The 12,943-nt window shown below is 69.7% G+C and carries 13 protein-coding genes; 4 read left to right on the top strand and 9 right to left on the bottom strand.

The features are described from left to right. Positions 1 to 294 precede the first annotated feature (294 nt). Positions 295 to 1,581 (top strand): Hsp70 family protein, encoded by a 1,287-nt coding sequence (locus tag VNT59_RS19990; RefSeq protein WP_325501400.1) that lies wholly within the window; start codon positions 295 to 297, stop codon positions 1,579 to 1,581. 179 nt (positions 1,582 to 1,760) lie between these two features. Further along, on the top strand, positions 1,761 to 2,240 hold the full coding sequence (locus VNT59_RS19985) for a hypothetical protein (protein WP_325501398.1): 480 nt from the start codon (positions 1,761 to 1,763) through the stop codon (positions 2,238 to 2,240). A 58-nt stretch (positions 2,241 to 2,298) separates the two neighbouring features. On the opposite strand, the gene VNT59_RS19980 is transcribed toward VNT59_RS19985, so the two are convergent. Beyond that, positions 2,299 to 3,180, bottom strand: coding sequence for a DMT family transporter (locus tag VNT59_RS19980; protein WP_325501396.1), 882 nt, complete (start codon positions 3,178 to 3,180; stop codon positions 2,299 to 2,301). An 84-nt stretch (positions 3,181 to 3,264) separates the two neighbouring features. Here VNT59_RS19980 and VNT59_RS19975 point away from each other — a divergent pair, with 84 nt between their 5' ends. Both VNT59_RS19975 and VNT59_RS19970 read left to right on the top strand, forming a co-directional pair. Continuing rightward, the gene (locus VNT59_RS19975) at positions 3,265 to 3,477 is read left to right on the top strand and encodes a hypothetical protein (protein ID WP_325501394.1); all 213 of its coding nucleotides are present in this window, start codon (positions 3,265 to 3,267) and stop codon (positions 3,475 to 3,477) included. Between the two features lie 27 nt (positions 3,478 to 3,504). Then, positions 3,505 to 5,802: an ATP-dependent DNA helicase gene (locus tag VNT59_RS19970; RefSeq protein WP_325501392.1), complete on the top strand. Its 2,298-nt coding sequence runs from the start codon at positions 3,505 to 3,507 to the stop codon at positions 5,800 to 5,802. Between the two features lie 82 nt (positions 5,803 to 5,884). Here the strand turns inward: VNT59_RS19970 and VNT59_RS19965 are convergent, their stop codons facing one another. The 8 genes from VNT59_RS19965 to VNT59_RS19930 all read right to left on the bottom strand — a co-directional run. After that, entirely contained in the window at positions 5,885 to 6,109 is a 225-nt protein-coding gene (locus VNT59_RS19965) for a hypothetical protein (protein ID WP_325501390.1), read from the bottom strand. A gap of 111 nt (positions 6,110 to 6,220) precedes the next feature. Next, positions 6,221 to 6,592, bottom strand: coding sequence for a hypothetical protein (locus tag VNT59_RS19960; protein ID WP_325501388.1), 372 nt, complete (start codon positions 6,590 to 6,592; stop codon positions 6,221 to 6,223). Between the two features lie 329 nt (positions 6,593 to 6,921). Further along, complete coding sequence (locus VNT59_RS19955) at positions 6,922 to 9,672, bottom strand: OmcA/MtrC family decaheme c-type cytochrome (RefSeq protein ID WP_325501386.1); 2,751 nt, start codon at positions 9,670 to 9,672, stop codon at positions 6,922 to 6,924. A 293-nt stretch (positions 9,673 to 9,965) separates the two neighbouring features. Next, positions 9,966 to 10,409, bottom strand: coding sequence for a hemerythrin domain-containing protein (locus tag VNT59_RS19950; RefSeq protein ID WP_325501384.1), 444 nt, complete (start codon positions 10,407 to 10,409; stop codon positions 9,966 to 9,968). 33 nt (positions 10,410 to 10,442) lie between these two features. Then, entirely contained in the window at positions 10,443 to 10,769 is a 327-nt protein-coding gene (gene fdxA / locus VNT59_RS19945; protein WP_325501382.1) for a ferredoxin FdxA, read from the bottom strand. Positions 10,770 to 10,803: 34 nt separating this feature from the next. Then, a complete protein-coding gene (locus VNT59_RS19940; RefSeq protein WP_325501380.1) occupies positions 10,804 to 11,784 on the bottom strand; it encodes an acyl-CoA dehydratase activase in 981 nt (326 codons plus the stop codon). 10 nt (positions 11,785 to 11,794) lie between these two features. Continuing rightward, the gene (locus VNT59_RS19935; RefSeq protein WP_325501378.1) at positions 11,795 to 12,607 is read right to left on the bottom strand and encodes an acyl-CoA dehydratase activase; all 813 of its coding nucleotides are present in this window, start codon (positions 12,605 to 12,607) and stop codon (positions 11,795 to 11,797) included. Beyond that, on the bottom strand, positions 12,604 to 12,943 hold a 340-nt coding region (locus tag VNT59_RS19930; protein ID WP_325501376.1), incomplete at its 5' end, for a 2-hydroxyacyl-CoA dehydratase family protein. The genes VNT59_RS19935 and VNT59_RS19930, both read right to left, overlap by 4 nt.

Genomic DNA, 12,943 nt, shown 5'->3' with positions numbered 1-12,943 from the left:
CGCTGGGCCTGGCGCTGTGGGACAGCCACGATCCGGTCGTGGTCCTGAACGAGATGGGCGGCTGGGCCGTCGAGCGCCAGACGTTCTTCTTCGGCAATTTCCAGATCATCACCGCCACCAAGCAGTAGCCGGCGTTCTCCTCATCCCCCGGGCCGCCGTCGCGCCAGCGACGGCGGCCTGTTTCATGGCCACGTCAGGGCGGGCGCGCAGGGGTCCCCGCCGCCCCGTAGAATGCGCCCCTTTCCGCCGTGCGGCCGCCGTGCGCACGATGCCCCGCCCCCTTGCTCCCAACCGATGGCCCCACACCCAGCCGATCCGCGCCTGCACGCCCTGGGCATCGACTTCGGCACCTCCAACTCGGCGGTCGCCGCGGTCGCCGCCGACGGCGCCGCGCGGCTGGTGCCGCTGGAGGGCCGGTTCCCGACGCTGCCCACTGCCGTCTTCTTCAACGCCGAAGACAAGAGCGTGCACTTCGGCCGGGAAGCCGTCGCGCTGTACCTGGCCGGCACCGACGGCCGGCTGATGCGCTCGCTCAAGAGCCTGCTGGGCAGCTCCCTGATGCAGGAGCACACGGCGATCGGCTGGGGCCACCAGCGTTTCCAGGACATCATCGCCCGCTTCCTGGGCGAGCTGGCCGAGCGCGCCCGGGCCCGGCTCGGCACCGTCAGCCCGCGCGTCGTGCTCGGCCGGCCGGTGCACTTCGTGGACGATGCACCGGGGCGCGATGCGCAGGCGCAGCAGGCGCTGGCGCAGGCGGCGCTGTCGGCGGGCTTCCAGGAGGTCGAGTTCGAACTCGAGCCGATCGCCGCGGCCTTCGACTACGAACGGCGGCTCACCGGGGAGGCCCGGGTGCTGATCGTCGACGTCGGCGGCGGCACCTCCGATTTCTCGGTGGTGCGCCTGGGGCCGCAGCGGGTGCGGCATGCCGACCGCGGCGGCGACATCCTCGCGACCGCTGGCGTGCACATCGGCGGCACCGATTTCGACCGCAAGCTCAATCTGGGTCGGATCATGCCGCTGCTCGGCTACGGTCACACCGGTCCGCACGGCCGGCCGGTCCCCAGCGCGGTGTTCCACGACCTGGCGACCTGGCACCTGATCAACTTCCTGTACGCGCCCCAGGTGACCAACCGGGTCCAGGGGCTGCGCGTGGACTATGCCGACCGGCGCTTGCACGACCGCCTGATGACGGTGCTGCGGCAGCGGCTGGGCCATCGGCTGGCCAGCGAGATGGAGCAGGCGAAGATCGCGTGCTCGGTGCAAGGCCGGCCGGTGCCGATGGCGCTCGACGAGATCGAGCCGGGCCTGGCCGCCGCCCTGACGCCGGCGCAGATGGGCGAGGAACTCGAGGACCTGCTCGCCCAGGTGGTCGCTTGTGCCGGCGAGTGCGTGCGCCGCGCCGGCTTGCGCGGGGCGCAGGTCGACGGCATCTACCTCACCGGCGGCTCGTCGGCGCTGCAGACGCTGCAGGATCGGCTTGCGCAACACCTGCCTGGCGTGCCCTTGCTGGAGGGCGACCTGTTCGGCGGCGTGGCGGCCGGCCTGGCCTACGCGGCGCAGCAGCGCGCAGGAACGGCCTGAGGCTCGCGGCGGGGCCCGCCGGCAGCGGGCGGCGCGGGCTTGCGATGTCGACGCGGCGGCTGCCTATGCGTCCGCGCATCTCTGCGTATGGGCGCTACGGCGATTCCCTAGGCAGCGCCGGCGATCGGTCCCTACCCTGGTGTTCAGCGCGCACCGTGTTGCGCGCAGGCATCGACCGCATGCAATTCCACGTCCCCGTGCCGCTGGCCTCCGGGTGCTCCGGCAGCTTCCTGGCCGCGGCGCTGTGCCTGTGCGCCGGCGCGGCGGCCGCCAACGGGATGCCGCTGGCCGTGACCGCGACCGTGCCGCGGCACGCCAAACTCAACCTGCTCGCTCAGCCGGGGCCGGTCACCGTCACCGCGGCCGACGTGGCCCGCGGCTTCGTCGACGTCTCCGGTCTTCGCATCGCCGTCAGCCAGAACACCGGCGGCTTCGTCCTGGCCGTCGACGGCGGCACGCCACTGGCGCGCAGCATGCGGGTACGTGGCGCCGGCCCCGATGTGCAGATGGCCGGCGAAGGCGGCTCGATCACCCAGCGCACGCCCGTCCGCGGCATGAGCACCAGCACCCTGGAGCTCGAATTCCGCTTCGAGCTCGATCCGACGGCGCGTCCTGGCGTCTACGCCTGGCCGGTTCGGCTCTCGATCAGCCCGCTCTGAGCCCGGACGCAGCGCCACCGGCCTTCCCGCCGCCGGCGGCAGCGCCGCCAGCGCAGCCTCAGCGAGCCGCCGGCGCGCGCATCAGCCACAGGCCCGCGCCCAGCAGCAGCGCGATGCCCAGCCAGGCCCAGGCGTTGGGGACATGTCCCCACACCGCGTAGCCGAGCACCAGCGCGAACAGCAGGCCGCTGTACCGGAATGGCGCGATCAGGCTCATCTCGCCGGCGCGCATGGCGACCGTGAGCAGGAAATACCCGCCGCTGAGGAACACGCTCGCGGCCGCGAGCAGCGCCAGCTGCACCGGCTGGACCGGCGCCCACTCCTGGAACAGGCTCCACACGCCCGCGAACGCGGTCACCGCGATCGCGGTGCTCAGCGTGATGAGCACCGAGGGGATCGTTCGATCGATCAGCCGGGTGGCGAAATCGCGCGTCGCATGAAACAGCGTCCCCCCGAGGCACAGCAGCGAGTAGCCGCTGAACTCGGCGCCGCGCGGCTGCACGACCAGCAGCACGCCGGTGAAGCCGACCGCCAACGCCAGCCAGCGGACGGCATGGACCTGCTCGCGGAACGCGATCACCGCCAGCAGCGTGATCACCAGCGGCGTGGCCATGTTGATGGCGGTCGCATCGGCCAGCGGGATATGGAAGAGGGAAAGCAGGTAGGTGACGGTGCCGAGCGAGTCGAGGCCGGCCCGGGTCATGACGCGGCGATCGAGCAGGTCCGCCAGACGGCGGGTCGCACCCATGGCCCGGCCGATCGCCAGCAGGAGCAGCGACGCCATCAAGCCGCGCAGGAAGATCAGCTGGGACGCCGGCAGTGTCTCGCTCACGTGCTTCACCAGCGCGTCGTTGGCGACGAAGCTGGCCATGCCGACGGAGATCGCCAGCACCCCGCGCCGGTTGGCGGCGTGCAGCGCGTCGGCAGCGTGTGTGGTCATGCGAGCGGCGATCTTATCTCGCGCGCAAACCGTCCCGATTGAATAAGATGCCAGCGGGCACCCGGCCCGGCACTGGAACACATCATGACCTTGGACGAATACAACGAAGCGGTCAAACTGATCATGGCCGACCAGCAGACCATCGCGCAGCAGACGGCCCAGCTGGCCATGTCCGGGCAGGCCCAGCCCACCAATCCGCAGTTCGCGCAGCTGATGACCAGGCAGTGGGCCCTGATCCAGCAGATGGCCAAGCTGAACACGGACCTGATGCTGGGCGTCCTGGCACCGAAGAAGTGAGGGCCGGCGGTCGACTACGATCGGCCGATGTCGTATTCCGTCGCCGTTCGGGCCCTGTGCGAGTTCACCGCCAAGCGCGGCGACCTTGACCTGCGGTTCACGCCGACGCCCAGTGCGCAGGAAGGGGTGGCGGGACACCAGCTGGTGGCCGGCCGCCGCGGCCCGGGCTACGAGAGCGAGATCAGCCTGCGCGGGCAGTTCGGGACGCTGGCCGTGCGCGGGCGGGCGGACGGCTACGACCCGGCGCTCAATCGCCTGGAGGAGATCAAGACCCATCGGGGCGACCTGGCCCGGCAGCCGGGCAACCACCGCCACCTGCATTGGGCCCAGGCGAAAGTGTATGGCTGGCTGCTCTGCGAGGCCCGCGGCCTGGACGAACTGAACGTCGCGCTGGTGTATTTCGACATCGGCACGCAGCAGGAAACGACGTTCGTCGAGACCTTCGACGCCGGGTCGCTGCGGCTGTTCTTCGAAGCGCGCTGCCGCGATTTCCTGGCGTGGGCCGAGCAGGAGCTCGAACACCGCGCCCGCCGGGATCGCGCGCTGGCGGCGCTGGCCTTTCCGCATCCGTCGTTTCGCAGCGGCCAGCGCGAACTGGCCGAAGCGGTCTACCGGGGCGCCGCCAGCGGCCGCTGCGTCATGGCCCAGGCGCCCACGGGCATCGGCAAGACCGTCGGGACGATCTTCCCCATGCTCAAGGCCGCCCCCCGCCACGGCCTGGACAAGGTGTTCTACCTGACGGCCAAGTCGACCGGGCGCCGCTTGGCGCTCGAAGCGACGACGCTCATCCGGGACAGCGCCCCTGCCCTGCCGCTGCGGGTGCTCGAACTCACCGCCCGGGACAAGTCCTGCGAGCATCCCGACAAGGCCTGCCACGGCGAGTCCTGCCCGCTGGCGGCGGGTTTCTACGATCGCCTGCCGGCCGCGCGGGCCACCGCCCTGGAACAGGGCTTCATGGATGCCGCATCGGTGCGCCGGGTTGGCCTGCAGCATCAGGTCTGCCCCTACTACCTGGCCCAGGAGCTGTCCCGCTGGGCGGACCTGGTGGTGGGCGACTACAACTACTATTTCGACGGCAGCGCCATGCTGTACGCGATGACCGTGGCCAACGACTGGCGGGTAGGCGTGCTGGCCGACGAAGCGCACAACCTGCTCGAGCGGGGCCGCGCCATGTACACGGCAGCCATCAGCCAGGCCGCGTTGCGTTCCGTCCGGCCGGCGACGACGGTGACGGTCAGGCGCGCGCTGGACAAGGCGAACCGCTGCTGGAACGCGTTGCGCAAGGCCCAGACGCTGGCCGATGGAACACTCGAATCGCTGCCGGGCGCCTTCACGGCAGCGCTGCGCCAGGCCGCCCACGCCATCGAATGCCATCTTGCCGAGACGCCGCCCGCGGCCGCGGACGGCCCGCTGCAGCAGTTCTACTTCGACCTTCTCGGCTTTCTGCGGCTGGCCGAATCCTTCGGCTCGCACTCGGTGCTCGAGATGGCCGACCTCGCCGCGGCGTCGGGTCGGCCGGCGGCCACGCTTCGCATCCAGAATCTGATTCCCGCTTCCTTCCTGCAGCCCAGGTTCTTGGCGGCCAGGGCGGTGACGCTGTTTTCCGCCACGCTCGGCCCCGCGGGTTTCTACACCGACATGCTCGGCCTGCCGGAGCGCACGGCCTGGATCGACGTCGCGTCGCCCTTCGGTCCCGAGCAGTTGACCGTTCGGCTGGTCAGCAGGATCTCCACCCGCTATCCGGATCGACGACGCTCCGTCGACCCGATCGCCCGCCTGATCGCGCAGGAGTTCTCGCGCCGCCCGGGCAATTACCTGGCGTTCTTCAGCAGCTTCGACTACCTGGACATGGTGGCGAGGCAGTTCGGGCAGCAGTACCCCGCCATCGCGACCTGGTCGCAATCGCGTTCCATGGACGAGCGCCAGCGCCAGGCCTTCCTGGACCGGTTCGAAGCCGGCGGGTCGGGCGTGGGGTTCGCCGTGCTGGGCGGCAGCTTCGGCGAGGGCATCGACCTGCGCGGCGACCGGCTGATCGGCGCGTTCGTGGCCACGCTGGGACTGCCGCAGGTGAATCCGCGCAACGAACGGCTCAAGGCCCGCACGGAAGGCGCTTTCGGCAGCGGCTACAACTACACCTACCTCTACCCCGGCATCCAGAAAGTGGTGCAGGCGGCCGGCCGCGTGATCCGGACGCAGGAGGACAAGGGCGTCGTCTACCTGATCGACGATCGCTTCGCGCGCGCCGGCGTGCGCGAACTGCTGCCGGCGTGGTGGCGCATATCGGTCGAGGGCAGGGAAGCCGCTGCCGGGGCGATGACCGGCTGAAAGGAAGGCGCGACGCTGCACCAGGCCGGCGGCAACGAGCCCTCGTGCTGAATCGCCTGCGCCCAAGCCGGGGACACCTCGGCTAGAACTGCGCCGGCAGGTCTTCCGCGTTCGCGCTTCGCTTCTGCGCCTCGAACTGCTCGGACATGAAGGTCGCGGGGGCCAGTTCGGCGGCGGCGGCCGTCTCGGGGGCCCGCACCGGCGCGCGCGACGTCGGGTCGCCGATGCCCGTCATGGTCGCCAGCGTCGCGGCCGCGGCCGCGGCCAACACCACCACGGGACCCAGGCTCGTGGAAAATCTGCTCATGGCACTCTCCAAGGGAACGGCTGTCACGCTGGGTATACAGCCGCACCCCGTGGAAATCCATGCCGCCTTTGCGGTACCCGAACCAAAGGACGGACGCCGCCGCCGCGGCGTTCAGTGGGACGCGTCGCTCTCGTTGGCGGAAGTGGAACGCCGCAGCATCTGCGGCCGGGCCGAGTGGATCCACTTGATCAGGGAAGCGCCCTTCTCGGTCACGGCGAACTTGCGGTCCTGCTCCAGCAGGTGGCCGGTGCCGACGAGAAACCGCAGCTTGTCCGCGAAGTCTTCCAGATTGTCGTAGCGCTTGCCGAAGCGCGCCGCGATCATGCCGCGGAGGTCGCTGCTCGACACCGGTTCAGCTGGCTCCAGCACGGCCAGGATGCGCGCGCTCATGTTGCCGACGTTGGAGGGCGTGAGCTCCGTGCAGACTGGAAAGCCGACTGGCATGGAGTTGTTCCGCACGAGCCCGATCACCTCGTTCTTCATTGGAGATTCTCCTGAGAGTTGCCGATGCTTGCCTACGCAGATGGCGCCGGCTCGCCTGGGCTTCGGTCCTGGGGGCGAGCGGGCCACTCCATTAGAGCAGGACCGGCGCGGGTGGCTGCGACGACTGGTAGCGATTTGTATTGAGGCAGGTCAACAGGGGTCCCTGGCCCACGGCAGAGCATGCGCCCTGCGGCAACCCGCCGCGGATTCCCTGCCGGGAAAGCACAAGCCCCGCACCCTCGATCGACGGTGCGGGGCTTGTCATGGCGGCGAACGCGCGCGGCCAGCGCGCGTTCGGCGGGACACGGCGTGCCGTGCCCCGTTGGCGATCAGCGCCTGTGGGCGGTCGCCGGGTCCTCGCTGCGGCCGGCACCATGGCAGGTGACGCAGGATTCGCTGCCCGCCAGGCTGGCGCTGCGGTACGCCTGCAGCTGCCCGCCTTGCTGCCGGATGTGCGCCTTCGAAGCGGCCGAGTCGTGGCAGCTCACGCAGGCGCCGGCGAACGGCGTCGTCACCCGGTCGGTGGCGTTGGCCGTGGTCGTCGCGAGCGCGCCCTTGGCCAGCGCCGTCGTCGCCGTCCCGGCCGCGATCGCCGCGTCGTAGGCCGCGTCGACGGTCTCGTAGGTCGAAGGCAGCGCGTTGAGCGGCACGCCGCTGTAGGTGCCGGCGATGTGGCAGGTTTCGCAGTTGCTCAACTGGCCCGGGAAATCCATGCGCGCGAAGTCGAGCAGCGTGATGGCGCCGCGCGAGGTCGAATCGCGTGCATCCCGGAACGGATTGACGCGGTCGCGTCCGGCATGGATGCCGTGGATCATGTCCTTGAAGTTGTTCGTCGTGACCGGCAGCGCCAGGGCGGCGTTGGGCTTGGTCTTGTCGAATCCCCAGAAGTTCACGATCTTCAGCAGGTCCGCCGTGAAGCTCCACGTGTTCATGATCGAATCGGGAATCTGCCGGCCGCTGCTCGCCAGGCCCGGCACGTGGCACATCACGCACACCTGGGTCTGGTACACGCGATTGCCGCCATGGCCCTCGAACCACTCGTGGCAGTTGGCGCACTTGTCGGCATCGACGACCTTGCGACGCACCGCATCACCGGTCACTTCCTTGACCACCGAAATGGCGTGGCGCGCCGCCGCCGGGCTCACCTGCGTGAAGTAGCCCTGCAGCGCCACGGCCCGCATGGTCGCTCCGACGGGGAACTTCTTGGTGCCCGTGCCCAGCAGCGTGGCCGTGTAGTACCCGTTGGCATCGCGGGCCGACAGCGAGCCGTCGGCGGCCTTGCCCGTGTCGAGCAGGTTCGCGATCGACACGCTGATCGCCTGGGCCTGCTTGTTGCCCGCGTTGTTGTAGTCGGCAGGCACCCTGATGCCGTCGGTGGCCGTCGCGTCCGACGCATACGCCAGCAGGAAGCTCGGACTGCCGGTGAATCCGTCGAGCGGATTGGCCATGCCGGCGGCGGGCGCCTTGAATGTCGCCGCCGTGCCATCGACCAGCACCCGGAACACCACGCTGAGCTTGTTCGTCGCCGGGTCGACGGCGGCCGACTTGATCTCGTAGCTGATGTTCTTCAGGCCCGCCGCCACCGCGGGATTGTGCTTGGTCACATTCAGCGTCTGGTGGTTGGCGATCGTCATCTCCGGACGGTGGCAGAGCGCGCAGGCGGAGTCGTCGGGCTGGGCCTTGCCCCAGTGACCGGACGTCTTGCCGAGGCCTTCGGCCTTGTCGGCCAATGTCGTGCCGGTGCCGGTCGCCCAGTTGATGCCGTCGTGGCAGGCGCCGCAGGCCATCCGGGTGGGCTTGGCCTTCCAGTTGTCGGCCTGGGCCGCCTTGGTGTTGTCGTGGCACTTGCTGCACATCCGCTGGCCGCCGTCGAGCATCGAGTAGCCCTTGTTGTTGAAGGCGACGTTCGCGTAGTTGTAGTTCTCCTTGACCAGTTCCTTGCCCATGTGGATCTTGTGGACCATGGTCGTGAAGTTACCCGCCACCTCGCCGTCGGCGACCCGTGTTTCCGGCGAATACGAGAAGCTCGTGATCCCGGTGACGCTGTTCACGGTCGCGGTTTCCTTCAGGGCCGGGAACTTGCCGGCCACCGACGCCACGTTGGCGTACCCGAACCGGCGCTGGTCGGTGTGGCACATCACGCAGTACCGGGTGTCGACCCGGTTGCCGCCGTGGAAGGCCAGCTTGCCGTGGCACTCGTTGCAGTTGTCGATCGAGACGAGCTCGCGCTGGTCCGGGTCGGTGGCGGCCACCACTTTCGCGCTCGCCGGATACCAGTCGAACAGGATGTTCACGGGCGCGCCCATGGGCACGGCCGTGATGCCGGAATTGGCGCCGGTGGCGGTGTTGGTCCCGGTGCCGCGAGCGTTGCCGCCCACCTGGATCGCCAGCCGGTGCAGTTTGGCCGGATCGTAGGTGAGGTCACCCAGGTCCGCCGCGACGTTCGGCGCCGCCAGGCTGGCCGCCGCGACGAGATCCTTCACCTTGGTGATGTCGCGGTAGAACGTGTACTTGTACGTCCCGTCGCCGTTGTCGACGAGCGTACCGATGTTGTCGGTGGTCGGCCGGCTCGGCGTCTCGCCCGCCGTGGTGGTCGGCGCGGCGGTCACGATGTAGCTCACCCACTTGCTCGCGCCGCCATTGGCGCCCGGCACCAGTTTCGCCAGGGCGAAGGCCATGTTGCTCAGACCGGGGCGCGCCGCATTGGCCGCCTGGCTGGTCGAGCCGAGGCCCTTGATGCCCCGGTTGCTGGCATCCGTCAGCTGGAAGGTCACCACCGGCGGGCTCTGGATCGACACGCTGGTCACGGCGCCCCGCGGCGCCAGCGCGGCGAACTCTGCCGGCGTCATGGCCGCGGCGTCGATCGGCGTCCCGGTCGGCGGCGCCACGGTCACGGAAACCACGCCCGCGGGCGCCGGGGGCGGCGTAACGACCTCGCCCGGTGGCGGTGTCACCACCGCTGTATCAGTTCCGCCGCCACCGCCGCATCCGGCCAGCGCGACGGCGAGCACGCTCGCCGCCCCGATGCCGATCCAGCGGTTCTTCCTCAACAGGTCAAATAGCGCCACGTGGGCCCCCATGAAAGAAAAACGTTCAAGACACTGGGCGCCGGCACAGCAATGGCGTCCTCCTAGCGGAAGCCGCCTGACTACAACCAGACTTGTTCGGGCCAAAATCGCCTGAAACGCTAGTTGTTTTCGAGCATTGACATTTCGCTGGGATGGATTCTGGTCGCAAACAACCATCTCGGCAATAGGGTTTGCCGGCGCGACCCGAGCGAATCGCGGTTTTTTGCGCTAGCGGATTGATCGGCCGGGCGAGGAGCGGCCGCACGCCAGAATCGGCCGGGGCCCGTCCAGGGGGCGGCGCTGCCTCAGGCGAACATCGATCTGACGTCGGCCAGCAACGCCTGGGCGTCGTCGCCCATCGCGGCATCCAGCATGGGGTACATCATCTGCTCCTCCTTCTGGTTGTGCGGCACCAGGATCTCGAGCAGCGCCCTGGTCGCGCCCTGGTAGCCGGCGCCGTCCCGAGCCGCCACCGCGGCCTCCATCCGGGCCAGGATCGGCTGCATCTGCCCGTGTTCCACGCGCATCTGCACGCTTGGCCCGCCGGTGGCCATCCCGGTGCGCTGCTCGAACGCGGCGAACAGCACCTGCTCCTCGATCTCGATGTGGCGGCGCAGGCGGCGCAGGAACTCGCTGGCCTCGCGCTCCAGCGCCGGCCAGGCGCCGGCCTCGGCCGCCGCCACGGCGCGCGCGCCGATGCCGTCGATCAGGACGTGGTCCTGCCGCATGTGGCTGCTGATCGATTCCATCGATGCCTCCTGTCGTCGCTGTGCCGGCGCGCCTCAGGGGTGCCGCAGCTGGTCGAACTTGTTCTCCACGGTCGCCCAGTGCTCCGCATCGGCGAGCGGGTCGCGCTTCCTGACGATGGTCGGCCAGTCACGCGACAGTTCCGCGTTCAGCGCGACGAACCGGTCCTGGCTCGCCGGAACGTCCGCGTCGGCGAAGATCGCATTGACCGGGCACTCGGCCACGCAGGCCAGGCAGTCGATGCAGACGGCGGGGTCGATGACCAGGAAATTCGACCCCTCGTGGAACGCGTCGACGGGACATGCCTCGACGCAGTCGGTGTGCTTGCAATTGATGCAGGCTTCGGTCACGACATGGGTCATGGCTGGCTCCAGGGTGGTGCGGGCCGCGCCGCGCTCAGGCGGGCGTCTGCTCCTTGGCGGCCGGGGCCGGCTTGGACACCTTGATCACGACCGGGCACTCGCCGGTGTCGCAGGGCTCGAAGCGCCGGCGCGTGGCGGCCATCGCCGACCAGCGGCGCGCCGTCTGCGTCCCCTGGGCCTGGCCCTGCTGCGCCGCCGTGGGCGGGATCGGCTGGCCCTGCGCCAGCAGCTTTTCCACCCGGCGCAAGCCCAGGTAGGCCGCACCGTAGGCGCCATTGAGCTGGCCCAGCCCGTTCGGCGCGACGTGGAAGCTGTCGCCCAGCGCCTGCTCGAGCGCCTTCACCATGGCCTCGTTGCGCGTCATCCCGCCGGTGAGCATGTAGCCGGGCTCCAGGCCGACCCGGCGCATCAGCTGGATGGCGCGGCCGCCCAGCGACACCATCGCGCCCATCATGATGTCCTCGGCCGGAATGCCGTTGGACAGGTGGTTGATCACCTCCGACTCGGCGAACACGGCGCAGACGCTGCTGATCGACTTGGGCGCGGTCGAGCGCAGCGCGTAGGGGCCGATGTCCTCCGTGGTCAGGCCCAGGTAGCGGGCGGTCTTCTCGAGGAAGGCACCGGTGCCGGCCGCGCACTTGTCGTTCAGGCGAAAGGCCTTCACCCGGCCTTCGGCGTCGACCTTGATCGCCTTGATGTCCTGGCCGCCGATGTCGAGGATGGTGCGGGTGTCCGGGAACAGGTGCACCGCCGCCTGGGCGTGGGCCGTCAGCTCGGTGATCTGCGCGTGCCGGTAGGGCACCGTGTAGCGGCCGTAGCCGGTGGCGCCGACGTAGATCACGTCCTGCCGCCGCAGCCCGCAGCTGGCGAGCAGGTCCTCGAAGACCGCCTCGGACGCCTGCGCCAGCTTGAAACCGGTGCGCCGCACGGCCGTGCCGACGACCTTGCGCTCGCCGTCGAGCGCGATCGCCTTGGTGTAGGTCGACCCGATGTCGAGTCCAACGACGTAGATCATGGCGGTCCTCCTAGGCCAGGGCTTCGGCCGGCTCGGCCGTGGTTGCGAAGGCGTGGTCGCGGGCGAACAGGGCCGCGCCCAGGGCGCCGCAGAAATGCGCGTCGGGGCTGACGTTGATCTTCATCCCGACGGCGTCCTCGAGCAGCTTGACGATCGCGACGTTGCGGCTCACGCCGCCGGTGAAGGTGACCTCCGAGTGCACGCCCACGCGCCGCGCCAGCGAGACGCAGCGGCTGGTGATCGCCTGGTGCACGCCCATCAGCACGTCCTCGGGCAGGATGCCCTTGGACAGGTGGCTGATGATCTCGGACTCGGCGAAGACGGTGCAGGTGGTCGTGATGCGCACCGGGTTCTGCGATTTCAGCGCCAGCGGGCCCAGCTCGCCCAGCGCCATCTCGAGTGCGTACGAAGCCGCACCGAGGAAGCGTCCGGTGCCGGCGGCGCACTTGTCGTTCATCGTGAAGTCGGCCACCTGGCCGTCGGGCTTCACGGCGATCGCCTTGGTGTCCTGGCCGCCGATGTCGATCACGGTGCGCGTCCCCGGGAACAACGCCACCGCGCCGCGCGCGTGGCAGCTGATCTCGGTCACCTGCTCGTGGCCGAACGAGACGTTGTAGCGGCCGTAGCCGGTGCTGCCGATGCGCACCACCTGCTCCTCGGCCAGCCCGGCGTCGGCGAGGGCCGCGCGGAACGCGTCCTGCGCGATCGTCACCATGCTGGTTTCCATGTCGAGCAGCGCGCGCCCGACCACCTTGCCGTGCTCGTCGAGGATCACGGCCTTGGTCTGCGTGGACCCGACGTCCACTCCGCCGACGTATTTCATGCCTGGCTCCCTTCGGTGACGGTGGCGTGGCGCCCGCCCGGCGTGGGCGCGGCGCCGCCGCGCTGCTGCAGCGATTCGAAGAACGCGTCGACCCGGTTCTTGATCTGCGCGTCGGACCAGTAGCGCGGATCGATCAGGTCCGACTCGACGTACAGGCTGGGAATGTTCATCCGCTGGTTCAGGTAATTGCGCGTGTCGGCCATGCCCGAGGAGACGAACCGGCAGCTCTTGATGCCGTGGAACACGACGCCGTCCACGTCGTACTCCTTGATCTGCTGCGCCAGCCGCTCATGGGCGAAGAACTGGTTCGACAGGCCGCGCTGGGCCGCCAGCGCC

The organism is Ramlibacter sp. (genome assembly GCF_035554825.1).
GTDB lineage: Bacteria > Pseudomonadota > Gammaproteobacteria > Burkholderiales > Burkholderiaceae_C > Ramlibacter.
The sequence above is the reverse complement of the archived record's forward strand: the minus strand, read 5'-3'. Positions and strand labels throughout refer to the sequence as shown.